Source organism: Phenylobacterium sp., assembly GCF_036563385.1.
Taxonomy (GTDB): Bacteria; Pseudomonadota; Alphaproteobacteria; order Caulobacterales; family Caulobacteraceae; genus Phenylobacterium.
Window position 1 is genome coordinate 539,455 of sequence record NZ_DATCML010000011.1, and the last position, 24,243, is coordinate 563,697.

General features: G+C 71.2%; 23 protein-coding genes and 1 pseudogene. 6 read left to right on the forward strand and 18 right to left on the reverse strand.

Annotation, left to right across the window (positions count from 1 at the left end):
* Positions 1-210 precede the first annotated feature (210 nt).
* A complete protein-coding gene (locus tag VIL67_RS10840; RefSeq protein WP_332048897.1) occupies positions 211-615 on the forward strand; it encodes a hypothetical protein in 405 nt (134 codons plus the stop codon).
* A 54-nt stretch (positions 616-669) separates the two neighbouring features.
* On the opposite strand, the gene VIL67_RS10845 is transcribed toward VIL67_RS10840, so the two are convergent.
* The 9 genes from VIL67_RS10845 to VIL67_RS10885 form a co-directional block, all read right to left on the reverse strand.
* Positions 670-1,173 (reverse strand): F0F1 ATP synthase subunit B family protein, encoded by a 504-nt coding sequence (locus VIL67_RS10845; RefSeq protein WP_332048898.1) that lies wholly within the window; start codon positions 1,171-1,173, stop codon positions 670-672.
* The gene (locus VIL67_RS10850; protein WP_332048899.1) at positions 1,173-1,790 is read right to left on the reverse strand and encodes a F0F1 ATP synthase subunit B family protein; all 618 of its coding nucleotides are present in this window, start codon (positions 1,788-1,790) and stop codon (positions 1,173-1,175) included. Before VIL67_RS10850 ends, VIL67_RS10845 begins: the two co-directional genes overlap by 1 nt.
* Before the next feature lie 69 nt (positions 1,791-1,859).
* Positions 1,860-2,084: a F0F1 ATP synthase subunit C gene (locus VIL67_RS10855; protein WP_329633317.1), complete on the reverse strand. Its 225-nt coding sequence runs from the start codon at positions 2,082-2,084 to the stop codon at positions 1,860-1,862.
* A gap of 50 nt (positions 2,085-2,134) precedes the next feature.
* Complete coding sequence (locus tag VIL67_RS10860) at positions 2,135-2,920, reverse strand: F0F1 ATP synthase subunit A (RefSeq protein WP_332048900.1); 786 nt, start codon at positions 2,918-2,920, stop codon at positions 2,135-2,137.
* 16 nt (positions 2,921-2,936) lie between these two features.
* Positions 2,937-3,296 carry an AtpZ/AtpI family protein gene (locus tag VIL67_RS10865; RefSeq protein WP_332048901.1) on the reverse strand — a complete coding sequence of 120 codons (360 nt, stop codon included), beginning with the start codon at positions 3,294-3,296 and terminating at the stop codon, positions 2,937-2,939.
* Between the two features lie 171 nt (positions 3,297-3,467).
* Positions 3,468-6,911 carry a chromosome segregation protein SMC gene (gene smc / locus VIL67_RS10870; RefSeq protein ID WP_332048902.1) on the reverse strand — a complete coding sequence of 1,148 codons (3,444 nt, stop codon included), beginning with the start codon at positions 6,909-6,911 and terminating at the stop codon, positions 3,468-3,470.
* A 15-nt stretch (positions 6,912-6,926) separates the two neighbouring features.
* Positions 6,927-7,544 (reverse strand): DsbA family protein, encoded by a 618-nt coding sequence (locus tag VIL67_RS10875; protein WP_332048903.1) that lies wholly within the window; start codon positions 7,542-7,544, stop codon positions 6,927-6,929.
* Positions 7,541-8,152 carry a DsbA family protein gene (locus VIL67_RS10880; RefSeq protein ID WP_332048904.1) on the reverse strand — a complete coding sequence of 204 codons (612 nt, stop codon included), beginning with the start codon at positions 8,150-8,152 and terminating at the stop codon, positions 7,541-7,543. The genes VIL67_RS10875 and VIL67_RS10880 overlap by 4 nt, the downstream gene beginning before the upstream one ends.
* A gap of 104 nt (positions 8,153-8,256) precedes the next feature.
* On the reverse strand, positions 8,257-8,796 hold the full coding sequence (locus VIL67_RS10885) for a DUF721 domain-containing protein (protein ID WP_332048905.1): 540 nt from the start codon (positions 8,794-8,796) through the stop codon (positions 8,257-8,259).
* A gap of 42 nt (positions 8,797-8,838) precedes the next feature.
* Here VIL67_RS10885 and mutY point away from each other — a divergent pair, with 42 nt between their 5' ends.
* Positions 8,839-9,888, forward strand: coding sequence for an A/G-specific adenine glycosylase (gene mutY, locus VIL67_RS10890; protein WP_332048906.1), 1,050 nt, complete (start codon positions 8,839-8,841; stop codon positions 9,886-9,888).
* Here mutY and VIL67_RS10895 read toward each other — a convergent pair.
* The 5 genes from VIL67_RS10895 to ygfZ all read right to left on the reverse strand — a co-directional run bounded on the left by VIL67_RS10895 (position 9,872) and on the right by ygfZ (position 14,524).
* Positions 9,872-11,032 (reverse strand): MFS transporter, encoded by a 1,161-nt coding sequence (locus tag VIL67_RS10895; RefSeq protein ID WP_332048907.1) that lies wholly within the window; start codon positions 11,030-11,032, stop codon positions 9,872-9,874. The genes mutY and VIL67_RS10895 overlap by 17 nt on opposite strands.
* Positions 11,033-11,144: 112 nt before the next feature.
* The gene (locus VIL67_RS10900) at positions 11,145-12,224 is read right to left on the reverse strand and encodes a site-specific DNA-methyltransferase (RefSeq protein WP_332048908.1); all 1,080 of its coding nucleotides are present in this window, start codon (positions 12,222-12,224) and stop codon (positions 11,145-11,147) included.
* Between the two features lie 114 nt (positions 12,225-12,338).
* A complete protein-coding gene (locus tag VIL67_RS10905; protein ID WP_332048909.1) occupies positions 12,339-13,016 on the reverse strand; it encodes a ribonuclease HII in 678 nt (225 codons plus the stop codon).
* Entirely contained in the window at positions 13,009-13,602 is a 594-nt protein-coding gene (locus tag VIL67_RS10910; RefSeq protein WP_332048910.1) for a DNA-3-methyladenine glycosylase I, read from the reverse strand. Before VIL67_RS10910 ends, VIL67_RS10905 begins: the two co-directional genes overlap by 8 nt.
* Before the next feature lie 100 nt (positions 13,603-13,702).
* Positions 13,703-14,524 (reverse strand): CAF17-like 4Fe-4S cluster assembly/insertion protein YgfZ, encoded by an 822-nt coding sequence (ygfZ, locus tag VIL67_RS10915; RefSeq protein ID WP_332048911.1) that lies wholly within the window; start codon positions 14,522-14,524, stop codon positions 13,703-13,705.
* Between the two features lie 60 nt (positions 14,525-14,584).
* Between ygfZ and VIL67_RS10920 the strand changes: the two genes are divergently transcribed.
* Positions 14,585-15,580: a glycosyltransferase family 9 protein gene (locus VIL67_RS10920; RefSeq protein ID WP_332048912.1), complete on the forward strand. Its 996-nt coding sequence runs from the start codon at positions 14,585-14,587 to the stop codon at positions 15,578-15,580.
* An 8-nt stretch (positions 15,581-15,588) separates the two neighbouring features.
* Positions 15,589-16,923, forward strand: a complete 1,335-nt coding sequence (locus VIL67_RS10925; RefSeq protein ID WP_332048913.1) for a dihydroorotase — start codon at positions 15,589-15,591, stop codon at positions 16,921-16,923.
* Between the two features lies 1 nt (position 16,924).
* On the opposite strand, the gene VIL67_RS10930 is transcribed toward VIL67_RS10925, so the two are convergent.
* Positions 16,925-18,304 carry a serine hydrolase domain-containing protein gene (locus tag VIL67_RS10930; RefSeq protein WP_332048914.1) on the reverse strand — a complete coding sequence of 460 codons (1,380 nt, stop codon included), beginning with the start codon at positions 18,302-18,304 and terminating at the stop codon, positions 16,925-16,927.
* Positions 18,305-18,399: 95 nt separating this feature from the next.
* Here VIL67_RS10930 and VIL67_RS10935 point away from each other — a divergent pair, with 95 nt between their 5' ends.
* On the forward strand, positions 18,400-18,759 hold the full coding sequence (locus VIL67_RS10935) for a YciI family protein (protein ID WP_332048915.1): 360 nt from the start codon (positions 18,400-18,402) through the stop codon (positions 18,757-18,759).
* Positions 18,756-19,970: an RNA polymerase sigma factor gene (locus tag VIL67_RS10940; RefSeq protein ID WP_332048916.1), complete on the forward strand. Its 1,215-nt coding sequence runs from the start codon at positions 18,756-18,758 to the stop codon at positions 19,968-19,970. Before VIL67_RS10935 ends, VIL67_RS10940 begins: the two co-directional genes overlap by 4 nt.
* On the opposite strand, the gene VIL67_RS10945 is transcribed toward VIL67_RS10940, so the two are convergent.
* The 3 genes and pseudogenes from VIL67_RS10945 to VIL67_RS10960 form a co-directional block, all read right to left on the reverse strand.
* Positions 19,967-21,748, reverse strand: a complete 1,782-nt coding sequence (locus VIL67_RS10945; protein ID WP_332048917.1) for a hypothetical protein — start codon at positions 21,746-21,748, stop codon at positions 19,967-19,969. The two genes, VIL67_RS10940 and VIL67_RS10945, sit on opposite strands and share 4 nt — an antisense overlap.
* Positions 21,745-23,447: pseudogene (locus VIL67_RS10955) on the reverse strand (Hsp70 family protein). The gene VIL67_RS10945 and the pseudogene VIL67_RS10955 overlap by 4 nt, the downstream one beginning before the upstream one ends.
* Before the next feature lie 19 nt (positions 23,448-23,466).
* Positions 23,467-24,180, reverse strand: a complete 714-nt coding sequence (locus VIL67_RS10960; RefSeq protein WP_332048920.1) for a TonB family protein — start codon at positions 24,178-24,180, stop codon at positions 23,467-23,469.
* Between the last annotated feature and the right edge of the window lie 63 nt (positions 24,181-24,243).

The following is a 24,243-nucleotide window of genomic DNA, read 5'->3' on the forward strand; positions in this document are numbered from 1 at the left end:
CTGGGTCGCTAAGTGAATTTAGATGGGGTGTGTCGCTTCGGTGACGCAAACTGTGGCTTTGGCGCCAGCAGCTTGAGAATAGGTGGCCGTTAGCAAAATTTAACACGGCAGCGCCTTTACGATTTCCCGGGGCGTTCGCATATCGAGAGGGCGTTGCCGGGAACCTCCCCAAGCCCCTGCGCGCTCTCGGGTACCAACATGTCTCTGGCTATGCCGTCACCGCGCGCGCAGCGTCGCGCCACGCCTGATCTCGCCCCTGAGATCGTCAGCCGCCTCGTTCGAGGCGGGCTGGTGACCCTTGGCGGGCTGATCGTGGTGGCCGGCGTCCTGATCGCTCCCATCCCGGGCCCGGGCGGCGTTCCCGTGATCGCGGTTGGTCTGGTCGTGATTCTCCGCAACTCGTACAAGGCCAAGAAGGTCTTCGTCCGCGCGCACCGGCGCTGGCCCAGGGCGGTCCACCCGCTTCGTCGCCTGATGCGCAAGGAGCCGGAAATCGCCTCCGTCTTCTGGCAGCAGTACCTGCGGGTCGAGCGCTTCGCCCTCCCCAAGCGCTACCGAGTTGGGGTCAAAGGCCGGCACTTCGTGAAGCGCCACTTCGGGGGATCCGAAGCTTAAAAGAGAAAGCCCCGGAGTCGCCTCCGGGGCTTCGTTCTTTCCGCGGCCGAAAGCCTACTGGAGCTTGGCCGCCAGCTGTCCGATCGCCCGGTCGACCAACGGATCGTTGCTCATCGCCGCCCTGCGGCCGGCCAGCACCTGCTCGGCCATCTGCACCGCCAGGTCGGCCGCGGCGGCGCGGACGTCGTCCATGGCGCGGCGTTCGGCTTCGGCGATCTTGCGCTCGGTCATCTCCTGCCGGCGCTTCAGGCTTTCTTCGAGCTTGGCCTTCGCGTCGGCCTCGTAGGCCCGGGCCTGGATTTGGGCTTGGTCGAGCATGGCCTTGGCGTCGGCTTCGGCCTTGGCGCGCTCGGCGCGGAGTTCGGCCAGCAGGCGCTCGGCCTCCTGGCGGATGCGCGCAGCTTCGTCCAGGTCAGACTGGATCGACTGGGCTTTGGCGTCGAGGATGCCGGCGACGGTCTTCGGGGCCTTGGCCACGAAGATGACGATCGCCAGGAAGATCAGGAGACCGGCGCCGACCCAGGCTTCGGCTTCCGCCGGGTTCAGGAAGGCGGGCATCACGCGACTCCTTGGCGGGCGACCATGGCGGCGCTTTCGGCAGGCGAAGGCGCAGCTCCGGTCAGCTTCTCGACGATGGCGGTGGCCGTGTCGCTGGCGATGCCCTGGACGTTGCCCATGGCCCGGTCGCGCATGGCGCGGATCCGGGCCTCGGCCTCTTCCATCTGGCCGGCGAGCCGCTGGTCCTCCGCCGCCTGGCGGGCGGCGAATTCGGCCGCCGCCTTGGCCTGGGCTTCGGCGGCGACTCGGCGGGCTTCGGTCCGACCCTGGGTGATCTCGGCCTGGGCGGCGGCCGCCTGGGCGTCAGCCTCAGCCTGCACCCGGCGGGCTTCTTCCAAGGCGCCGGCGATCGTCTCCGCCCGCGTATCCACAACCTTGCGGAGCCGCGGGATGAACACCCGGGCCAGCAGGAAGTAGAGGATCGCGAACAGGAGCAGCAGCCAGACGATCTGGCCGCCCCAGTATTCGAACTCGAATTGCGGCAGGCCGCCGCCCTCGCCGCCGTGGGCTGCGACTTCGGTCGTGCCGGCGGGCACCTCGTGGCCGTGAACCGCTTCCGCGGCCTCGGCGGCGGGGTTGCCGTCGTGGTCACCCGTAGGGGTGGGGGAGGTAGCCATCAGGCGCGCAAGGTCCGTCTAGCCGCGGCTCGCGCCGTCCAGATGGACGTCGCGAGCCGCGGGTAAGGCTTAGCTGAAGAGGATGAGCAGGCCGAGCACGAAGGCCAGAATGCCCAGGGCTTCGGTCAGAGCCGCGCCCAGGATCAGGTTCGTGAACTGGCCACCGGCGGCCGACGGGTTACGGGTGGCGCCTTGCAGGAACCCGCTGAAGATCGTGCCCACGCCGATGCCCGCGCCAATCATGCCGAGGGTCGCGAGGCCAGCGCCGATGAACTTAGCCGCTTCCGCTTCCATGGTGTCCTAGTCCTAGTGAAGGTTGAAAGTTGAGGGTTTGAGGTCGGCCGTCAGTGGTGATGGCCGAGATTGACCACGTCGTTCAGGTAGACGCAGGTCAGAACCGCGAAGACGAAGGCCTGCAGGAAGGCCACGAGGAACTCCAGCGCAGTCAGGGCGACCACGCCGCTCAGCGACAGCGCGGCGCCCGGAATGCCAAGCAGGCCAAGGCCGCCGCCGGCCGCCATAGCCCCGAGCGACACCACGAAGCCGGCGAACACCTTCAGGGCCACGTGGCCGCCCAGCATGTTGCCGAACAGACGGAGCGCGAGGGTCACCGGCCGCAGGATGAAGGAGATGAACTCGATCGGAGTGACCAGGATCAGCATGTACCAGGGCACGCCCGACGGGACGAACAGCTTGTACATGTTGGCGCCGTTGCGGATGAACCCGACGATCAGCACCAGCAGGATGGTCATGATGCCGAGCGTGGCGGTGACCGCTAGCTGCGACGTGGCCGTGAACACCAGGAACAGGCCGAGCAGGTTCATCGCCAGGATGAACAGGAACAGCGTGAAGACGAAGGGGAAGAACTTGCGCCCCTCGTGCCCGATGATGCTGGACACAAGGTTGTCGATGTAGCCGAAGATCCCCTCGCCCATCAGCTGCAAGCGACCAGGGACGACCTTCGGCGAGGCGGTCACCATGGCGAAGAACAGCACGATGATCCCCGCCGCCACGGTCATGGCCATGGTGGAGTTCGTGAACGCCATGTCGACCCGGCCCAGGCCCGGGATCGTGAAGTCGGGGAGGTCCACGATCTTGTGGACCTCGAACTGGTGCATCGGGTCGGCCATGCCGCCTCGAACTCCCTTAATCTTCGTCCTCGTCGTCCGGCGGCAGGTCCTTTGCGGGACCGTAGGCCTTCACGACCTCGGCCGTCATCTGCTGCGCAGAGCGGACGGCCATCCAGATCGACACGCCGAAGCCCACCAGGACCCCGACGATCATGCCCCAGGGCTTGGTTCCGACCACCGCATCGGCGATAGCGCCGAACGCGAGGCCAACGAACACGCCGCCGATCAGCACGCCGATCAGGCGGTACCCGTACCCCGACACCTTGGCCGCCGCGCCCTCGTGGGACACGGCCTGCGCCTGGCGCGCCTCCAGCGCCTTGGCCCGAGCGTTCAGGCGCTGGAGCGCCTCATCACGCGATTCGTCAGGCTTCGGCATTGGGCGGTACGCCAACGGTCCGCTGCGTCGCCGCGGCGGAGGGGGCTTGAAAGTCGCGCGGAACCTATAGACCGCGCTGCGGTGCGTCAAGGCTGCGGGACAGCTTCTTAGGTCTTTGATTTTGAAGGACTTTGAGCGCCACCGCGACATTGCCGCAGCGGCACGCCGCGGCTACTCGGCCGCAAGCGCTTCCGCCTGCCGCAGATCGACGCTAACCAACTGGGACACACCGCGTTCGGCCATGGTCACGCCGAACAGCCTGTCCATCCGCGACATGGTCACGGGATTGTGGGTGATGGCGATGAAGCGCGTCTGCGTCCGACGGCGCATCTCGTCGATCATGTTGCAGTAGCGGTCCACGTTGGCGTCGTCCAGCGGGGCGTCCACCTCGTCGAGCACACAGATCGGCGCCGGCTGGGCCAGGAAGACCGCGAAGATCAGCGCGGACGCGGTGAGCGCCTGCTCGCCGCCACTCATGAGGCTCATGGTGGCCAGCCGCTTGCCGGGCGGGCAGGCGTAGATCTCCAGCCCGGCCTCGAGCGGATCGTCTGACTCCACGAGGCGCAGCTCCGCCTGGCCGCCGGAGAACAGCGCCTCAAAAAGCGTCTTGAAGTGGCCGTTGATCACCTCGAACGCCGCCACGAGGCGCTCACGGCCTTCGTGATTCAGCTCGTCGATACCCTGCCGCAGCCGGGCGATGGCCCCGGTCAGGTCGGCCTTCTCGCCCAGCATCCCCTCGAGGCGGCCGGCGAGCTCGGCGGCCTCCTCCTCGGCGCGCAGATTGACAGGCCCGATCTGCTCGCGCTGACGCTCGAGGTTGTAGAGGTGGGCCTCCATGCCGCCGGCGTCGGACGGGATCGCCACAGCCTCATCGGCCAGCTTCTTGGCCAGCTCCGACGGCTCCACCTGGGCCGTCTCCCGGATTTGCGCGGTGACTTCCTGAAGGCGCTGGATGGCCGCCTCGGCGTGCGCAGTCAGGCTGGCGCGGACTTCCCGCGCCTCCGCCGCCCGGGCCTCGGCGGCGCGCAGGGCGCGCTCGGCCTCCGCGCGCTCGTGCTCGGCGGCGGCCAGGGCGTCGGAAGACTTCGTCCGCCGGGCCTCCGCTGTGGCCAGCTCGTCCAGCAGGACCACACGACGCTCCGCCAGAGTGTCGGGCTGCGACTTCACCCGCTCCAGATCTGCAAACGCCTTGTCGCGGGCGTCCGCCAGCTGTTCGAGGCGCTTGCCGGCGACCTGTGTGCGGCGGGTCCAGTCGTCCCGCTCCTTGGCGAGTTGTTCCAGCCGACGCTGTCGGCCGGACCATTCGCGCAGCTCCGCATCGAGCGCCGCACGCGCGGCGGCGGCGGCCTCCCGGGCCTGGGCGGCGGACACCCGAGCCGCCGAGAGCCGACTGGCCACGTCGCTCGGGGCTGCGGCGCCGCCAGCGGCTTCGGCAGCCGCGGCCAGCGCCGCCTCGACCTCGGCGTACTCAGCCTCGAACCGACGGATGACGTCGTCCAGAGACGCGGCGTGGGCTTCGCGCCGCGCGGCCTCGCGCTCGAAACGCTCCACATTAGCCCGCACCTGGCCGAGCTTCTGCTCGAGCGGCGGGGTCTCGCGCCGGCGGTTGCGCAGCGCCTCCTCAGCGGCCCTCAGGCGCGCCTGGGCCTGGACGGACGCTTCGCGCGCCGCCTTGGCGCGCGGTTCCAGCTTCTCGATCTCGCCCTCTACCTCAGCGAGGCGGGTCTTCTGCTCCAGGCGCACCGCAGCCGGTTTCGGAGCTTCAGCCCGGGCGGTGAAGCCGTCCCAGCGCCAGAGGTCGCCCTCGCGCGAGACGAGCCTCGCGCCGGGCGGCAGCAGGGGCTGCAGCCGGTCGCCGTCGCCGCGGGCCACCAGGGCCGTGAAGGCCAGGCGCGCCGCCAGCGCCGGAGGCGCCTTCACGAGCGGGCCGAGCGGGGTCGCGCCTTCCGGCCAGTCGGTAGCTGCGATATCGCGACCGCCCCAGTAGGCGGGCGCCTTCGGGTCGAGGGCCGCGTCGAGGTCGTCGCCCAGCGCCGCGGCGAGCGCCTTTTCGTAGCCGCGCTCAGGCGCCACGGAGTCCAGCGCCGGGGCGAAGCCGCCACGCCGCGCCTGGGCCACCAGTCCGGCGAGCGCCCGCGCCTCGGCGGTGAGCCGCCCGAGATGCTCCTCCAGCTTGCGGCCGGCTTCCCGCGCGGCCGCCTCGGCTTCGATGGCCTGGGCGCGCTCCTCCTCGGCAGCCTCCAGGGCTGTGCGCGCAGCCGCCAGCGCCGCCTCCACGCGCGCCATTTCGGCGCGAGCTTCGGCCGCCTGCGGGCTCGCCTGCGCGTCCAGCGCGGCGCGTTCGCTGCGGGCCTGCTCAAGCGCCCGCTTGGTGCGCGCGAAACGCCCCTGCGCCTCGTCCAGCCGCTGGGCGGCGGCCCTGCGCTGGGCCTCCTCCACAGCGGCCTGGCCAGCCAGTTGCTCCACCTCCGCATCGGCGGCGGCGCGGACGGCCTCGGCGGCCTGCACGGCGACCTCCAGCTCCGGCGTCCGCTGCGGTGCGCCGGCGATCGCCGCCTCCAGCTGCGCGATGTCGTCCGCCAGCCGCTTCAAGGCGGTGTCGGCGTCCTCGACGATGTGGGCTTCGCGCGCCTTGTCGGTATCGATGCGGGCGAGGTCGTCGGTCAGCCGCTTCAGCTCGGCGGCGTGGGCCTCGTCCTCCCGGTCCAGTCGATCCTTGTCGATGGCCAGCTTGTGCAGGATGGCTGCGGCGATGGTCTCGGCCTCGCGGAGCGGCTTGATCGCCTCCTCCGCCGACGCGGCGCGCGTGGTGGCCGCCCCCGCCGCTCTCGCCGTCTCCTCCACGGCGCGGACCGCGGCCGCGGCCTCGGCGCGGAGCCGCTCGGCGGCCTCACGAGCCTCGTTCCAGCGGGCCACCAGCACCGCGCCCTGCAGGGCGCGGATCTCTGCGGACAGCTTCTTGTAGCGCTCCGCCTGCCGCGCCTCGCGCCGCAGCTTGTTGAGTTGGCTCTCCAGCTCGCCGGCCACGTCCTCCAGCCGCGCGAGGTTGGCCTCGGCGGCGCGCAGGCGCAGCTCGGCCTCGTGGCGCCGGGTATGTAGGCCCGAGACGCCGGCCGCCTCCTCCAGGATCATCCGCCGGTTCTGCGGCTTGGCGTTGATCAGTTCGGAGATCTGCCCCTGCCGCACTAGGGCGGGCGAATTGGAGCCGGTAGAAGCGTCGGCGAACAGCAGCTGGACGTCGCGGGCGCGCACCTCACGCCCGTTGACCCGGTAGGTGGACCCCGCGCCGCGGTCGATCCGCCGGACCACCTCGATGACCGGACTGTCGTTGAAGGCCGCCGGCGCAGTCCGGTCGGCGTTGTCGATGGTCAGCGAGACCTCGGCATGATTGCGAGACGGCCGATTGGCGGCGCCGGCGAAGATCACGTCGTCCATGCCGCCGGCCCGCAGCGACTTGGCCGAGTTCGCGCCCATCACCCAGCGCAGGGCTTCCAGCAGGTTGGACTTGCCGCAGCCGTTCGGTCCGACGATGCCCGTGACGCCAGGCTCGATCCGGAACTCGGTCGGATCGACGAAGGACTTGAAGCCCGAAAGGCGCAGCCGCTGGAAGTGCACGCCCCGGCCGCCTCCCTACTTCTTCCCCGCGGAGCCGATCGCCGCTTCCAGATCGGCCAGGGTTTGCACCTCGACCTTGCGGCCGTTGACGAAGACGGTGGGCGTGCCCTCCACCCCGTCCTCCGTCACCGCGCGCCGGGCGCGGGCGTCCAGCGCCTGCACGGCGGCGGGATCGGCGAGGCAAGCCTCCATCTGCGCGTTCGTGAGCCCGTTGGCCCGACCGACCTCCAGCAGCACGGGCTTGATCGCGCCCGCCCGCCAGCGGGGCTGGCTGCGGAAGATCCCGTCCAGGACGCTGAAGTACCGCTGCGGCGCGGCGGCGCCGCACCGGGCGATCAGGAAGGCGGCCGCGGCGGCCTGATGCGGAGGGGTGAGGAATTCCTTGAGGGTGTAGTGGGCGCGCCCGGTGTCCAGGTACTTGGCTTTGAAGGGCGCGAACACCGCCTCGTTGAAGTGGGCGCAGTGCGAACAGGTGGGCGAGGCGTACTCGACCACCTTCACCTTCGCCCGCGGATTGCCCAGGCTCATGTCGCCCGGAGCCGCGACGCCTGGCGCAGCCGCCGCGGCTCCCGCCGCCATGAGGGCGGTCAGGCCGGCGACAAGCGCGGCGCGGCGGCTCGGGGCCGCGTTCACTTGGAGGCCTCGGCGATCGCCGCGTCGAGCTGCCCCAGGGTCACTTCGCCAGAGGCGATCTGCTTGCCGTTGATCACGAAGGTGGGCGTGCCGGTGATCCGATCATCCCGGACGGCGCGCTCGACCCGAGCGTTCAGCGCCTTGATGGCCGCCTCGTCCTGGAGGCAGGCGTTGAACTGCTCTTCCGTCAGGCCCGCGGACTGGGCGATGCGCAGCAGGACGCCGCGCACGTCGCCGGTCTGAAACATCTCGGCTTGGTTGTGGAAGATCGCGTCGACCACGCTGAAGTACTTGTCCTTGCCCGCGCAGCGCGCCACCAGGAAACCGGCGGTGGCCACCTGCTCGGGCGGGGTGAGGAACTCCTTCAGGGTGTAGTGCACCTTGCCGGTGTCGATGTACTTGGCCTTGAACGCCGGGAAGACCTCGTTGTTGAAGGTTGCGCAGTGGCTGCAGCTCATCGAGGCGTATTCCACGAACTTCACGGGCGCGTTGGCGTCGCCCATGGTCATGTCGCCCTCGGCGGGGCCGGAAGCGCCGCCCTTGTTGCAGCCGGCCAACGCGAGACCCGCGACGGCGGCGGCGGCGAGGAGGAGACGACGGCTCAGCATGTTCGGACGCCCTCTGAAAGCGTGAATAAAGGATTAAAGCCGATTCCCCGCACTGCGGCGAATGGCGCACTCAGCCGATGGAACCGCGGCGTTTGTGAGTCAACTCAGCGCTGCTGGCGCAGCACGCCCCGACCCAGCGCCAGAAGCGCCTGCTTGAGCTTGCCGTCGGGGGCCGCCGCGAGGCTCTGGGCCAGCTCTGCCTCCTTCGCCGCGTCCAGCGGCTGGGGACGGCGCTTGGGCGGCGGCGGCTCAGGCACGTGACGCAGCGGGCCCTGGACGATCCGCAGCTTCTGCACCGCGTCCGGACCCAGGAAGAGGTTCACGCGGGCCAGGATCTCGTGCGCCTGGTGCTGGATGATCGCCGCCGAGGGTCCGGCCACGCGGATCTCCAGCGACGAGGGTCCGCCGTTTCTACCCTTCACCAGCTTCACCGGCTCCGTACGCCGCGCGATCTCGGCGCCGACGATCTCGCGCCAGCGGGCCTGCAAGGCGGCCGGCCCCTGGCCGAACTTCTGGTCCAGTTCTCGCAGCATCTTGGCGAGACCCTTGCCAGCCGGCGGCGCCGGGCGGTGCTGGGGACGCGTGCGCTTCTCCGCCAGGATGCGGAGCGCCTCTTGCGAACTGGGCAGGGGCCGGCGGGACATGGCGCCACAATAGCGGCAGCGGCCCCGCGGCGCTAAGTGGGAATGGTGACCGCAGAGACGATCCGCCGCCCCCTTCTCGACTGGTACGACGCCAACGCGCGCGACCTGCCGTGGCGGGTGCGCCCGCAGGCCCGCGCGCTTGGCGTGCGAGCCGATCCGTACCGGGTGTGGCTGTCCGAGGTGATGCTGCAGCAGACCACAGTGCCGCACGCGACGCCGTACTTCCTGAAGTTCCTGGCCCGCTGGCCGACCGTGACCGACCTCGCCGCGGCGCCGGACGCCGAGGTGATGGCCGCCTGGGCGGGGCTTGGCTACTACGCCCGCGCCCGCAATCTGCTGGCCTGCGCCCGCGCCGTGGCCTCGCGCCACGGCGGCGTCTTCCCGGAAACCGAGGACGGGCTGCGCGCCCTTCCCGGTCTCGGCCCTTACACGGCCGCCGCGGTCGGGGCGATCGCCTTCGAGCGTCCGACCAATGTGGTGGACGGCAATGTCGAGCGGGTGATCAGCCGCCTGTTCGCGGTCGAACAGCCCCTGCCCGCCGCCAAGCCTGAGCTGAAGCGCCTGGCCGCAGCCCTGGTGCGCGAGGATCGGCCGGGCGACTGGGCGCAGGCCCTGATGGACCTCGGCGCCACCATCTGCCGGCCGAAGCAGCCTCTGTGCGACCTCTGCCCGGTGGCGCAGCACTGCGCGGCCCTGGCTACCGGCGCGCCCGAGACCTACCCGCGCCGAACCGCCAAGGCCGAGCGCCCGCACCGCTTCGGCGTCGCCTATGTCCTGACCCGCGGAGACCAGGTCGCCCTCGTGCGGCGGCCGCCCAGCGGGCTGCTTGGCGGCATGCTGGCCCTGCCGACCTCGGAGTGGCGGGCCGAGCGGTGGACCGAGGACGAGGCCCTGTCCGCTGCGCCAGCCGAGGCGGCGTGGAGAGGCGTGGGGGAGGTGGAGCACGGCTTCACCCACTTCACCCTGACGCTGCAGCTGTTGCGTGCGGAAGGCGAGGCGGCCGACCTCATCTGGAGCCCACGGCGTGACTTGGACGCCCTGCCCAGCGTCTTCCTGAAGGCGGCCCGCGCCGGGCTTACGAACCTGCTCTAGGCGCCTTCGGGAACACCAGGATCAGGATCAGCAGGCCGGCCAGCGACATGCCCAGGGCGGCGGCCGGGATCGCCGGGACGCCGAACGCCGCCAGCGCCGCGCCGCCAAGCGCCGAGCCCAGGGCCTGGCCCATGGAGATCACCGACCCGTTCAGCGCCAGCGCCACCGGCGCGCCCTCCGTCATGCGGATCAGCCGGTTCTGGATCACCGGCGTGATCGAGAACAGCGCCGTGGCCGCCAGGAAGATGGCGAAGGCCACCAGAAGCCGGCTGGGCGCGCCGGCCGGAACGACATGGTGGGTCGCGGCAAAATGGGTGCTCATGGCCGCGGCCTGGATCAGGAAGCCCTGGATCACCCAGGCCTTGCCGGCGTCGCGGTCGGCGGCCCGTCCGCCCAGCCACAAGCCGGCGATTGAGCCCACGCCGATCATCGCCTGGAAGGCGCCCACGCCCGCACCGGTCACCCCGGCCCCGACGCGCACGATCGGGGCGATGTAGAGGTTCAGCGTCATGTTGGCGGCGAAGGTCAGGAAAGTCGTGGCGTAGAGCGGCCAGATCGCCGGGATCTCCAGCTTGCCGCCGGTGCGCTTCGGCGGCGCCGGGACCCTCGGCATGAACAACAGCACGCCGGCCAGGGCCACACCCGACAGCAGCGCCGCGAACAGGAAGGTGGCGCGCCAGCCGAAGATCGAGCCCACGACACTGCCCATGGGGATGCCCAGCACGAAGGCGAGCGTCATGCCCCCGGAGACCATGGCGATGGCCGAGCCGCGCCGTTCGGGCGGAGCAAGCTGCGCGGCCGCCACACTGGCGGACGGGCCGGAGATCGCGCCCGCCAAGCCCGCCAGGGCTCGCAGCACGAGCAGCCAGGTGAAGTTCGGGACGAAGGCGCAGGCCAGATGCAGCAGCAGGCCGAGGCTCAGGCCGAGCACTATGGTGAACTTGCGGTCCAGTCGCCCGAAGATCCAGGCCACGAACGGCCCAAGCACCGCCGAGGTCAGGACGAAGGCGGTCTGCAGCTGGCCCGCGACAGCGGTGGTGACGCCGAGGTCGCGCGCCATCACCTCCAGCAGGCCGGCGAAAATGAAGGCCGACGAGCCGAAGGCGAAGGTCACCATCGTCAGGACGAAGATGCGCGGGTTCACGGCCTTCGTCCGTTCACGGCGTCAGTCTCCCCCCTGCTTACCCTCAGGTTGGGCAGGAAACCGCCCGCGGTCCAGTTAGAAGACGTGGAATAGCGGCCAGCGCCGCTGGGGCTCAGGCCGGCAGCTGGCTGCGGACCTTGGCCCTCAGCACGTCGATCGGCGCCAGGCCCGCGTCGGACTTGAAGTGCCAATAGGTCCAGCCGTTGCAGGCGGGTGCGGACTGCACCATGGCGCCCACCTTGTGGATCGAGCCGGTCAGCTCGCCCACCGCAAGGCTGCCGTCCGCGCGCACCCGGGCGGCGTTGCGGCCCTTCGGGCAGTAGAGCACGTCGCCAGGCCGCAGCAGGCCGGCCTCGACAATTTGGCCGAAAGGCACCCGCGGCTCCGACTTCTTGGAGCCGGTCACCATCACCTCCTCGGGAGAGGCCGGGATGACCTTGGCGATCCGGGCCTTCGCCAGGTCGGCGTACTGCGCCTCCCGCTCGATGCCGATGAAGCGGCGGCCGAGCCGCTTGGCGGCCGCGCCCGTCGTGCCGGTGCCGAAGAACGGGTCAAGGATCACGTCGCCAGGCTTGGTGGAAGCCAGGATCAAGCGGTGCAGCAGCGCTTCGGGCTTCTGCGTCGGGTGAGCCTTCTGGCCGGTCTCGTCCTTCAGCCGCTCCTCGCCGGTGCACAGCGGCAAGGTCCAGTCCGAGCGCATCTGCAGCTCGTCGTTGGCCATCTTCATGGCGTCGTAGTTGAAGGTGTAGCGCTTCCCGCCCCGGCTCTTCGTCGCCCAGATCAGGGTCTCGTGGGCGTTGGTGAAGCGCGTGCCCTTGAAGTTCGGCATCGGGTTCGCCTTGCGCCAGACGATGTCGTTCAGGATCCAGAAGCCGAGGTCCTGCAGGGTCGCGCCGACCCGGAAGATGTTGTGGTAGCTGCCGATCACCCACAGCGCCCCGTCGTCCTTCAGGACGCGGCGGCACTCCTTCAGCCAAGCCTTGGTGAAGATGTCGTAGGCCTCGAAGCTCTCGAAGCGGTCCCAGTCGTCGTCGACGGCGTCCACCTTCGAGTTGTCTGGCCGCAGCAGGTCGCCGCCCAGCTGCAGGTTGTAGGGCGGGTCGGCGAAGACCAGGTCGACGGACCGGTCCGGGAGCTTCTTCAGCTCCTCCAGGCAGTCGCCCAGGATGATGGTCTCGGCCGCAAAGCCCATGTCAGCCTCTTGAGGTCAGGAGTCTGAATCCTCCCCCTTTCATGGTGAAGGGGCCGTTGCCGTTTATGGTCAATGGAAAGTTAATTGGCGAAGCAACTCCCGCTCCGCCGCCCCCTACTCCGCCGCTTCGAGCGGCAGCTCGTCCTGGACGGCGTCTTCGAAGGCCATCAGCGGGTCCTTGCCCATCAGGGCGAGCTTCACCGGGCCCCAGGCCATTCGATGAATCGGCGAGGGCCCCAGCTCCAGCAGCGCCTGAGCGTGGATCGGCGCCCGGTAGCCCTTGTGGCTGGAGAAGCCGTAGCCCGGATAGACCTGGTCCATCTCGGCCATCAGCCGGTCGCGCGCCACCTTGGCGAGGATCGAGGCCGCCGCGATGGATTTCGACCTGCTGTCGCCGCCCACCACCGTCTTCACCTCGCACGGCAGCTTGAAGCGGTAGTTGCCGTCCACGAGGGCGTGGGTCGGCTGCACCGCCATCGCCTCGATCGCGCGGCACATGGCCAGTCCGGTGGCGTGCAGGATGTTCAGGCTCGCGATCTCCTCGACCGTGGCGAAGCCGACGCCCCAGGCCACCGCCTTCTTCTTGATCTCGATCTCCAGAGCCTCGCGGGTCTTGGCGTTCAGCTTCTTGGAGTCGTCGAGCCCCTTCGGGTGCTTGCGCGGGTTCGGATCGAGGATCACGGCGCCGGCGCTCACCGGTCCGGCCCACGGCCCACGGCCCGCCTCGTCGACGCCGCAGACGATCGCGTCCACGAACGCCCGCTCGAGCAGCATGGTCGGGCCCTTAGCCATGGGCGTGCGCCTTTACTTCATCGTGGCGGAAACAGCAGGTGAGGTGGTCGTTCACGAGGCCGGTGGCCTGCATCCAGGCATAGACGATCACCGGGCCCACGAATTTGAAGCCGCGCGCCTTGAGCGCCTTCGAGACCTCCTCCGCCAGCGGTGTCTTCGCCGGCACCTGGCCGATCTCCGACCAGCCGTTCTGCAGCGGCTCTCCGCCCACGAACCCCCAGCAGAACTCGGAGAAGTCCTCGCCGCGCTCGCGCATCTCCAGGTAGGTCCGTGCGCTGGCGATGGCCGCGTCGACCTTGGCGTTCGATCGGACGATGCCTGGATCCGCCATCAGCCGCGCCCGGTCGCTCTCGCCGTAACGCGCGACCTTCTCCGGGTCGAAGCCATCGAAGGCCGCGCGAAAGGCGTCGCGCTTCCGGAGGATGGTGATCCAGGCCAGCCCGGCCTGGAAGCCGTCCAGCACCAGCTTCTCCCAAAGCGCCCGCGAGTCGTACTCCGGCACGCCCCACTCGGTGTCGTGGTAGCGCTCGTAGAGCGGGTCGCCGGCCATGCCGCGCCAGCCGCACCGGGTCACGGGAGCCGTCATCGGCGCCACCTTCAGCCGAGCGCGCTCAGAACCTCAAGGGTCGTTTGCGCCGCATCCGCGGATTTCGGACAGCTTATCCCCAGGCCTCTTCGGCCCAGCTTCAGGCGGCGGCCTCTCCCAAGGCGGGCGCCATCCAGGCTGGGACCTCGGCTCGGGCGCCTCGGCCGTCCACCGTCAGCTCCGCGCCCAGGGCCCGGTCCAGGCGCAGCAGCGCCATGGCCCGGCCGTCGCCCCCGGACAGCACCTCGCCCGCGCGCAGCGCCCCAGCAAGCACCTCCGCGCCGGCCGCCGGAGCCGGCCCTTCGAAGACGATCGGCAGCATGCGGGTCTTGATCTGCCCGCGCCGCTTCATGCGCGAGGTGGTCTCCTGGCCCACGAAGCAGCCCTTCTTGAAGTCGATGCCGTGCAGCAGGTCGAAATTGGCTTCGATCGGGTAGGTCTTCTCAGAGCCCCAGTCGGCGGGCCCGGGGATGCCGAGCGCCAACCTGTGGGCCTCGTAATCGGCCTCCGTCGCGGGAGACGCCCCCTGGGGCAGGTCCGCGCCATAGCCGCGCCAGCCGAGCTCCGGATGTCGCGGATCCCGCACCCAACCTCCGCCGGGATGGGTGGCGTTGAGGATGGCGCTCACCGCCAGTTCCGACGCCCTCAGCTCCACCTTCGCCCGCAAGCGATACATGGCCAGCCGCTGCAGCATGGCGTCCCGGTGCTCGGCCGCCACGTCCAGCCAGCAGCCCTCCTCACGGCCGACGACAAACATGTCCCACAGCAGCCGGCCCTGCGGCGTCAGCAACGCCGCCAGCCGCGCTTCGCCAGGCGCCAGCGTCTCCACGTCCTGGGTTACCAGGTTCTGCAAGAAGCTGCGCCAGTCGGGTCCGACGACGGCGATCAGCGCTCGGCTTGGAAGGAAGCAGTAGAAGCTCATGACAGCAATTTGGGCGCAGCCGCGGTGGAGCGCCAGCGGGCGGCGGCCTATAGATGGCCGATGGCGCGCGGGTCCTTCCCGATTCTGTTCATCACCGCGACCCGGATCGGCGACGCGGTGCTCTCGTCAGGCCTGATCAAGCGGCTGGCGGACGAGATCCCGAACGCGCGCTTCACCATCGTCGCGGGCCCGGCCGCGGCGCCCTTGTTCGCCGATCTCCCCAACCTCGACCGGCTGATCGTGTTCGAGAAGGCCAAGAACGGCTCCCACTGGTTCGACCTTTGGCGTCAGGTGCGCCGGCGGAAATGGGGCCTGGTGGTCGACCTTCGCGGTTCCGGGCTGTCGCGCTTCCTCAGCACGCGCCGCCGCGCCGTCTTCCGCAAGGCCACAGGCGAGCCCGTCCACAAGGTGATGGAGGCCGCCCGCACCCTGCGCATCGAGGACGAGCCGGCCGCGCCCTACATCTTCACCTCGCTCGAGACCGAGGCCCTCGCGGCTGAGCTCACCCAGGGCTACGGACCCATCCTGGCCATCGCCCCGGCCGCCAACTGGATCGGCAAGACCTGGCCGGCGGAGCGGTTCAGCCAGGTGGCCCTGCGCCTGCTGGGCCCCGGCGGCCCGATGCGCGGCGGGCGGCTGATGATCCTGGGCGGGCCGGAGGACTCGAAGGTCGCCGCCCAGCTGAAGGACGTGGTGATGCGCAAGCAGCTCATCGACCTCACCGGCGGCACGGACCTGCTCGTCGCCCACGCCGCCCTGAAGCGGGCGCGCCTCTACATCGGCAACGACAGCGGCACGACGCACCTGGCGGCGGCGGCCGGCGTGCCGACACTGGCCCTCTTCGGCCCTTCGGACGAGCGACTCTACGCGCCCTGGGGCGAGCACGCGCGGGTGGTGCGCGGCCCCCGCAGCTTCGAGCAGGTGAAGAACGCCGATCCCGCCCTCTCGCAGCAGGTCTGCCACATGATGGACCTCAGCGTGGAGACCGTGGCAAAGGCGGCGGAGGCGCTGCTCGCCGAGACCGAACCCGCCCGCCGCGAAACCAAGCATGGCTGAGACCCCGCATGGCTGACACCTACGACCTGATCGTCCGTGGCGGCGAGGTGGTGAACCACGCCGGCCGAGGCCTGGCCGACGTGGGCGTGCGCGGCGGCAAGATCGCCGCCATCGGCGACCTCTCCCAGGCGAGCGCCGGCGAGACTTTCGACGCCGCGGGCCTGACGGTGATGCCGGGGGTCATCGACACCCAGGTCCACTTCCGCGAGCCCGGCCTCGAGTGGAAGGAAGACCTGGAGACCGGCTCGCGCGCCGCCGTCCTCGGCGGCGTGGTGGCGGTGTTCGAGATGCCGAACACCGAGCCCACCACCACCGACCCCGACCAGTTGGCGGACAAGCTCGCCCGCGCCCGCGACCGCATGCACTGCGACCACGCGTTCTACGTCGGCGGGACGCACGAGAACACGCCGTGGCTCGGCGAGATGGAGCGCCTGCCCGGCTGCTGCGGCGTGAAGGTGTTCATGGGCGCCTCCACCGGCACCCTGCTGGTCAAGGACGACGCCGGGGTCGAGGCCGTCCTGCGCAACATCAACCGCCGCGCCGCCTTCCACTCCGAGGACGAGTACCGCCTGGCCGAGCGCCGCGCCCTCGCCCGCGAGGGCGACTGGACCAGCCACCCGGAGGTGCGGGACGCCCAGTCTGCCATCCAGTCCACCGAGCGCCTGGTCCGGATCGCCCGCAGCCTCGGCAAGCGCATCCACATCCTGCATGTCACCACGGCCGACGAGATCGCCTACCTCGCCGCGCACAAGGACATCTGCTCCGTGGAGGTGACGCCGCAGCACCTCACCCTCGCCGGTCCCGAGGCGTACGAACGGCTGAAGGGCTACGCCCAGATGAACCCGCCGATCCGCGACGCCCACCACCGGGCGGGCCTGTGGGCGGGGGTCGCTAATGGCGTGGCCGACGTCCTGGGCTCCGACCATGCGCCGCACACCTCCGAGGAGAAGGCCCGGCCCTACCCCGCCTCGCCCTCCGGGATGCCGGGCGTGCAGACCCTGCTGCCGGTGATGCTGACCCATGTGGCCGAGGGCCGGCTCACGCTCGAGCGCCTCGTCGACCTGACCAGCCACGGCGCCAACCGCCTGTTCAATCTCGCCGACAAGGGCCGGCTGGCGGTGGGCTACGACGCGGACCTGACCATCGTCGACCTGAAGGCCCGCCGCACCTTCCGGCATGACGACATGGCCAGCCGCGTCGGCTGGACACCCTTCGACGGCATGGAGGCCAAGGGCTGGCCGGTGGCGACGGTCATCCGCGGGACCGTGGTGATGCGCGAGGACGAGATCGTGGCGCCTCACCGGGGCCAGCCAGTGCGGTTCCAGGAGACCCTTGCGGGCTGAGCTACTCCAGCGCCGCCAGCACGTCCTTCGCGAACCTGGCCTCGTCGAAGCGCTTGCCGGCCGGGTCATAGCCGCGGCGGACCACGATCACCTTCTTCGACGGCACGATCAGCACGTACTGGCCGCGGTTGCCGTTCATGCCGTAGGTGCCCTCGGGCAGGCCCTGGGCCTGGCCGTAGAGCCAGAAGAACGCGCCATAGCCTGGGCCGCTGGGCGGCTGGGCCGGCGCCGGCGTCGCCACGAACCTGGCCCAGCCTTCCGGCAGCAGGCGCTCGCCGTTCCACACCCCATCGTTCTGGTGGAGCAGCCCCAGCCGGGCGAGGTCCCGGGCCGTGGTCCACAGCTGGCTGGAGAGGATGTAGTTGCCCTGCCAGTCGGTCTCCGGCGTGGTGTGGGTCATGCCGATCTTCCAGAGCAGCTCCTGGAACGGGAAGGCCAGCGCGCGCTCGCCGTCGCCCAGGCTCGCCCGCACGCTACGCGCGGCCAGCAGGGTGTCGTTGTTGGCGTACCGGAAGCGCGTTCCCGGCCGGACCTCCAGCGGCATCCGCGTGGCCCAATCGGTGACCAGGCCGCCGCCCACATAGACCTCATCCGTGCGGTTGCCGGGGCCGTCCGTCCATAGCCCGCTGCCCATGTTCATCAGCTGGGCGAGGGTGATCTTCGCGCGCGGATCGCCCGGGACCTTCCACTCCGGGATGTTGGCCGGCGCATCCACCTTGGCGATACCCAGCTGCACTGCCCGGCCGACCACCGTCGCCGTCAGGCTCTTGGCCGCCGACCAGGTGCGCTGCGGGGTATGCATGTCGAAGTCGGCGCGGTAGCGCTCGGCCACGATCCGCCCGTCCTTCAGCACCAGGACCGCCGTGGTCTTCGAGCCCTCGCCATAAGTCGCGCCGTCGAACGCCGCCTGGGCCACGCGCGCCAGCTTGGCCGGCGTGCGCACCTTCGGATGCACGTCTCCGTCCGGCCACTTGCGACCGGCGGTGTTGGGCGGCGCGGCGTCGAAGCGCGGCAGGACCGCGGCCGCCTCGGGCTCCGCACCGATCGGCAGCTGGCTGCAGCCGAGGTTCGGCCGCCAGGCCGCCACCCGCGGCGCCAGGTGCTTGTCGAACCGGACGCTCACCTGCTTGCGGTCCCGGTCGATTTCGGCCGGCAGCTCCCGGACCAGCACCTGGTAGTCGGGATAGATCCCCTCCAGGTCGTCGGCCGCCACCTGCTCCGGCGTCTGGCCGGCGTTGAACAGGTCGCTGCACAGGAACGCCGCCTTGTAGCCGGCGGCCAGCGCCCGGGTGTGGGCGTCCGGTGTCGCAGCCGGCGCCTGGGCCAGGGCGTGGGCAGGCCAGAGCGCCAGCAGGGCCGCCGAGAAGAAAAACGCACGCATCAGCCTACCCCTGTCGAATCCGGCCGACGCGGCGCGTCTCCGGGGTGACGCACGCATCGACGTCGCGCAGACTTCAAACCCCGAGGGGACTTCCAATGCAATACATGCTGCTCGTCTACGAACCGGCCGACGCCTACGAGGGCGAAGGCGGCGAGGCCCTGCTGCAGGATGTGGTCGGCAGGCACATGGCGCTTGCGGAAGAGCTCCGCGCGGCGGGCGTCCAGATCGAAGGCGCCGGGCTGCAGGGCGTCGAGACGGCCACCACCGTGCTCACCGGCGCCGGCGGCCGGCAGACCATCCACGACGGACCCTTCGCCGAAACCCGGGAGCATTTCGGCGGCTACTACGTGATCGACGTGCCGGACCTCGACGCGGCCCTGGCCATCGCGCGCCGCGTGCCCGGCGTCGAGGGCACGAAGATCGAGGTCCGGCCGCTCATCGTCCACGACCAGTGACGGCGTTCGGGCGGGCGATCGCCGAGGCCCGGCCGCGGGTCGTCGCGGCCCTGGCGGCCCGCCTGCGCGACCTCGACCAGGCGGAGGACGCCTTCGCGGAGGCGGCCGCCGCGGCCCTGGCCGCCTGGCCGAACCAGGCCCCCCGCGATCCCGGCGCCTGGCTGTGGCGCGCGGCCCTGCGCAAGGCGCTGGACGCCCGCCGCCGGGCCGCCGTGCGCGCCCGTCTAGTCCCGGACGCCCCAGAGCCGCCGCCGACGCCCGAGGAGGCTTTGATGGCCGCCGACGAGCCCATCCCCGACGAGCGCCTGCGGCTGATCTTCGTCTGCTGCCATCCGGCGCTCGCCCTGGACGCACGCGCCGCCCTGACCCTGAAGGTGGTGTGCGGCCTCAGCGCCGAGCGTCTCGCCCGCGCCTTCCTCGTCCCCGAACCGACCATGCTCCAGCGGATCACCCGGGCGAAGACCAAGATCGCGGCGGCGGGCGTTCCCTTCGAGGTCCCCAGCCCCGCCGCCTGGCCCGAACGGATCGAGGCGGTGCTGGCCACCCTGGAGATCGCTTACGCCCAGGCTTACGAGGACGCCGCGCTGGCGGGCGACACCGCCGGTTTCGCAGCCGAGGTGCTGCGGCTGTCGGGCCTGCTGGCCGAGTTGCTCCCCGACGACCCCGAAGTCCTCGCGCTCGCCGCCCTGGTGCGCTTCGCCGAGGCCCGTCGGCCGGCCCGCCTGGACGACAGCGGCGCCATGGTCCCGCCTCACGAGCAGGACGTCGGCCTCTGGCGGCGCGACCTGATCGCCGCCGGCGTCCGGCTGATGGATCGGGCCGCAGGGCTGGGCCGCAGCGGCCCGCGCCAGGTGCTGGCGGCCATCCACGGCGCCCACCTGACCCGCGCCGAGACCGGAGCGACCCCCTGGCGCGACATCGCCGCGCTGTACGACGTGCTGCTGGCCCTTCGCCCCACACCGGTCACCGCCGTGAACCGCGCCGTCGCGATCGGCGAGGCCTTCGGCCCCGACCAGGGCCTCGCCGCCCTGGCCCAGGTCGGGCCCGAACGCCTGCAGGCCTGGCTCCCATACCACGCCGCCCGCGCCGGCCTCTTCGCCGCGGCCGGTGAGGCGGTGGAAGCCCGGGCCGCCCTGGACGCCGCCCTCGCCCTGAGGCCGCCGCCCGCCGAGCGGCTCTACCTCGAGCGGCGACGACGCTCGCTGGGCTAGGCCGTCCGCGGAGCCGGCCGCGTCAGCACGATCTCCTCGCGCAGCGCCCCCACCAGGCCCGCAGCGGCAATTGCGAGGACCCACATGCCCCCGAACAGCAGGGCGGCGTTGCCCTGCCCCGTCGTGTCGCCGACGGCGACGCCGATGACGATGGCGGGCAGCCAGCCCAGGTTGGCGATCAGGTGCCGGGCGGTCAGGCCCGTGCGTTCCGGAAGCGCCCACATGTGTCCCAGCATGAACACCGCCACCAGAGCGACGGCGCCGCCCACCCACCTCGGCCCCGGCGCTGTGGCCCAGAGCAGGGTCGGCAGGGCGGCGACCGCCGCCAGCGCCATCCCCAGGACGACGATGCGGGTGCGGGCGGACGTCGCGCCCAGCCAGGCGGCCCGGAGATCCTTGTAGCCCGCCGCCTGCGCGGCGCCGACGAGGACAAGCGCCAGGCCGGTCTGCCCCCAGGCCCGGTCCGCCAGATCGGTCGTCACGGAGAAGTGGAGCAGCAGCAGGGGCAGCAGGGAAACCGCCATGTATCCGGCGCGGGAGAGCTTCAGGTCCGCCCGGAAGATCCACCAGTACCGCAGGCGTAGCACCTCCGGCTCGTCCAGGTCCGGCGAGGCCAGCGCAACGGACCACACGAGCGTGAGCAGCCCCAGGCCAAGCACCGCGAGCGTCACGGGCGGGCTGGTCGGAGCCAAGCCCGCGAGCGCCAGGACGCCCACGCCGGCGAGGGCCCAGCCGTACCGCAGCCAGGCCGGCTCCGAGAAGGGCCAGCGCCGCCGCAGGGCGCGGCGCGCCGGTCCGGCCCCGACGCCGACGGCCACGGCGGCCAGCACGACCATCGCGGCGGCCGTCCCCCAAAATTCTGGCGGCGAGGCGCCCGCCACGCCCGTCGACTGGAAGTAACCCCCGGCGACGCTGAAGCTGAGGAAGGCGAGGATCGACCACTCCACCCAAGGGCGCCTGCGCCGCAGCCGCTCCGTCCACCACGCGAGCGCGGCCGTATCGAGCTGCTCCGGCGCGCCGGCCTCGTCCAGGTGGTGGAGAACCACACGCACCTTGCCGGGCAGCCCCGGCGTGAGGCGGTTGCGCCAGGCGCGGAGTCCGACGGGCGGCTCGACCAGCGCCCGGTACCCGGCATGGAACGGCGAACGTCGGCTGGAGAGGCGCGCGACGACCTCCAAGGTCCTGTGGCGGGCGAGCACCGCGTCGACCCAGGTGTGCCGCCAATCCAGGCCGGCGTCGCTCCAGCCGAAGGCCTGAATGGCTCCGGGGATCAGCAGGTCGGCCTGAGGCGCGCGGTCCAGGATGGCCGACGCCACCCAGGCCTCGGCCTGGTCGCGCAGCACCACCGCCTCCAGGGCGGGCGCCCGCAGGGCATAGTCGAAGGCGATCAGGATGGCGTCCTCGTCCCGCTCCGGTGCGTCGAGCAGCCGATCCAGGCGTTCGAACCGCGCCTGGAGGTCGGCCACCTCCTCGCGGCTGACGCCGGGGACCTCCGCCGGCGGGCGCGGCTCCGCGGGCTCGGGCCTCGAACGTTCCGGAAAGGGGTCGTCAGCCGGACCCGCGGTCCAGTCCGCCTCCGGCTGCACCGGCTCGGCATACGCCTCCGGCGCCTCGGCCATAGCCAGCGCCCGCTCGTAGGCGGAGCGCAGCTCCTGGAAGCCCTCCGGGTCGTCCTCCGGGTTCGTCGCCTTCAGCCGAACCGAATAGGCCCGCCGGATCGCGCTGCGGTCGCGGGTGGCCGCGATCCCTAGGGTGCGCCAGATGGAGCGGCTGCTCACAGCCAGGTCTCGCCTTCGAGCGCGTCCAGCCGCTCGTTGAGCGCCTTGCGGGCATGCTCCGCCGCCCGTGGGTCCTGCGTCTCCAGGACGGCCTCGAACTCGCTGATCAGCCGCGCCACATAGTCCCGCCGGTCGCCCAGGAAGGTTTCGTAGCAGCGCTCGGCGCGGGCGAGGGCATGGCGGTTGGCGTCGTCGTCGCGGGGATGCTGCTTCAGGGCGGCCAGCGCAGCCTTCTGCTTCTCGATCTGTTCGGCCGTGAGGGTGTCGTCGTCGACAATGGTGATTTCCCGGCGCTCGCCCGTCCGCGGCACGTGGACCTCCACCTGCAGCAGGCCGTTCACGTCGTAGGTGAAGCGAACGTCCAGCTGCACCTCGCCCGCCCGCCCTGGCGGCACCGGCACCGTCAGGCTGCCCAGCAGGATGTTGTCGGCCGGCCGGCGCGACTCCCCTGGAAGATCCGCAGGTCCACCTGGCGCTGGTTGTCCTGCGCATTGACGAAGCTCGACACCCGGCTCGCCGGGATGATGGTGTTGCGCTCGATGATCGGCACGAACACCGGCTCCCGGAAGGCGCCCGTCGGCCCCCGCTCCACCGACTCCGTCCCCAGGGAGTAGGGGCAGACGTCGGTCAGAACGACCTCCTTCAGCGCCGCGTCACGGGCCTTGAGCCCCGCCTGCACCGCGGCGCCCATGGCCACGGCCTCGTCCGGATGGACGGCATGGGCCGGGAAGCGGCCGAACATGCGTGTCGCCGTGCGGCGGACGAGCGGCATCCGGGTCGCCCCGCCAACCAGCACGACCTCCTGCAGCTGGTCGGCGCGCAGCTGGCTGTCGCGCAGGGCCCGCAGGACAGGCTCGCGCAGCCGCTGCACCAGGGGCTCGGCCCACGTCTCGAACATCTCGCTCGTGACCTCCGCCGCGACCGTCTCGTCGCGCCAGGTCAGCGACATGGTCACCGCGGGTTCGTCGGTGAGCGCCCGCCGGGCCTTCTCGGCGGCCTCCCGCAGCCGCTCCCGCAGCACCGGATCCTGTCGGTCGCGCTCGGCGAACGCGACGCCGGGGAGGCGGACGAAGCCGTCCACCAGCACTTCGTTGAAATCCTCGCCGCCCAGCCGGTTGTCACCGGTCGAGGCGCGCACCTCGATGACGCCTTCGAAGATCTCGAGCACCGAGACGTCGAAGGTGCCGCCGCCTAGGTCGAACACCAGGAACCGGCTTTCGTCCGCCAGCTCGTGGATGCCGTAGGCCAGCGCCGCCGCCGTCGGCTCGTTCAACAGCCGCTCGACCTTCAGCCCCGCGAGCTCTCCCGCGCGGCGCGTGGCCTTGCGCTGCTTGTCGTTGAAGTAGGCGGGAACAGTGATCACCGCCTCGGTCACCGGCTCGCCCAGGAAGGCTTCGGCGTCGCCTTTCAGGCGCTGCAGCACGAGGGCGGAGAGATCCTCCGGCAGGAATTCGTGTTTGCCGAGCCGCGTTCGCCGGGTGGAGCCCATGTAGCGCTTGAAGGCTGTGGCGGTGTTCTGCGGATGCGTCGTCTGCCGCTCGCGCGCCGGCAGGCCGACCAGGATCGCGCCGTCCTCGTCGACGCTCACCGCAGAGGGCGTCAGCCGATGGCCCAGGCTGTTGGGGATCAGCTCCGGACGGCCGTCACGCCAAACGCCGACCGCGCAGTTGGTGGTGCCCAGATCGATGCCAACGATCATCGTGTCTCCGCAGAGTGCGTCAGGCCCATGGGCGCGCCCTGCGCCGCGGCCGGGTTTGTACGGGCCAGAGGAAGGCCGCGGCGGTCGCCAGCATGAGCGCCGCTGCGAACGACAGCGGCGCCCAGAGCGCCCCGGCGGCGCGCACCGCCGGCCGCTTCGGCCGATCCTCGCGCTTCGCCGTGTCGGCGCCCTTCTGTTTCCCCTGCTGAGCCGGCTGGGCCCCATCCGGCTGCGCGGGTGGCGGCTTGACCGGCCGGGGCGGACCGTCCGCCATGGCGAAGCGCACGGGCACCCGGAACTTGGTGCCGGGCACAGGCTCGCCGTCGATGGTGGGTGGCGCGATCCGGTAGAGCATCGCCGTGCGCACCGCCGCGTCGCCGAACCCGTAGCCCTTGGGCTCCTCCTCGAGGACCCTGCAGGCCTCCAGCCGCGTGGAGAGGGCGACGGTGCATTCGACGACCGCCCGGCCGCCCAGATCGGCCAGCGCCGCTGCGTCGGGATAGAGCGCCGAAACGTCCTCGCCCGTGGGCGAGCGCAGCACCCTGTGGCGAACCACCACCGGCTCTCGCGGCTGCGGCGGCGCCGCCGCTTCGGTAGAGCTGGTCTCGGGCGGCGCCGCGTCGTCCGCCTGCGGCTCCTGCTGCGCCATCGCGGGCGCCGCCAGGACGCCGAGCAGAGCGAGCAGGACGCCGGACTGGCCGACAAAGGCTCTCCCTGTCGCGACGCTCTCCAAGCCCGGCGCCCCCCAGTGCTGTCCGGCGGAGAACAGGCACGCACGACGGTGTTTTGCAACCGT

Coding starts and splice junctions, on each gene's coding strand:
- VIL67_RS10850 (WP_332048899.1), bottom strand. CDS start 1,790: ATGGCTACCTCCCCCACCCCTACGGGTGACCACGACGGCAACCCCGCC.
- VIL67_RS10840 (WP_332048897.1), top strand. CDS start 211: ATGCCGTCACCGCGCGCGCAGCGTCGCGCCACGCCTGATCTCGCCCCT.
- mutY (WP_332048906.1), top strand. CDS start 8,839: ATGGTGACCGCAGAGACGATCCGCCGCCCCCTTCTCGACTGGTACGAC.
- VIL67_RS10900 (WP_332048908.1), bottom strand. CDS start 12,224: ATGGGCTTTGCGGCCGAGACCATCATCCTGGGCGACTGCCTGGAGGAG.
- VIL67_RS10905 (WP_332048909.1), bottom strand. CDS start 13,016: ATGGCTAAGGGCCCGACCATGCTGCTCGAGCGGGCGTTCGTGGACGCG.
- VIL67_RS10885 (WP_332048905.1), bottom strand. CDS start 8,796: ATGTCCCGCCGGCCCCTGCCCAGTTCGCAAGAGGCGCTCCGCATCCTG.
- VIL67_RS10880 (WP_332048904.1), bottom strand. CDS start 8,152: ATGCTGAGCCGTCGTCTCCTCCTCGCCGCCGCCGCCGTCGCGGGTCTC.
- VIL67_RS10855 (WP_329633317.1), bottom strand. CDS start 2,084: ATGGAAGCGGAAGCGGCTAAGTTCATCGGCGCTGGCCTCGCGACCCTC.
- VIL67_RS10860 (WP_332048900.1), bottom strand. CDS start 2,920: ATGGCCGACCCGATGCACCAGTTCGAGGTCCACAAGATCGTGGACCTC.
- VIL67_RS10930 (WP_332048914.1), bottom strand. CDS start 18,304: ATGCGTGCGTTTTTCTTCTCGGCGGCCCTGCTGGCGCTCTGGCCTGCC.
- VIL67_RS10865 (WP_332048901.1), bottom strand. CDS start 3,296: ATGCCGAAGCCTGACGAATCGCGTGATGAGGCGCTCCAGCGCCTGAAC.
- VIL67_RS10935 (WP_332048915.1), top strand. CDS start 18,400: ATGCAATACATGCTGCTCGTCTACGAACCGGCCGACGCCTACGAGGGC.
- VIL67_RS10925 (WP_332048913.1), top strand. CDS start 15,589: ATGGCTGACACCTACGACCTGATCGTCCGTGGCGGCGAGGTGGTGAAC.
- VIL67_RS10920 (WP_332048912.1), top strand. CDS start 14,585: ATGGCGCGCGGGTCCTTCCCGATTCTGTTCATCACCGCGACCCGGATC.
- VIL67_RS10845 (WP_332048898.1), bottom strand. CDS start 1,173: ATGCCCGCCTTCCTGAACCCGGCGGAAGCCGAAGCCTGGGTCGGCGCC.
- ygfZ (WP_332048911.1), bottom strand. CDS start 14,524: ATGAGCTTCTACTGCTTCCTTCCAAGCCGAGCGCTGATCGCCGTCGTC.
- VIL67_RS10910 (WP_332048910.1), bottom strand. CDS start 13,602: ATGACGGCTCCCGTGACCCGGTGCGGCTGGCGCGGCATGGCCGGCGAC.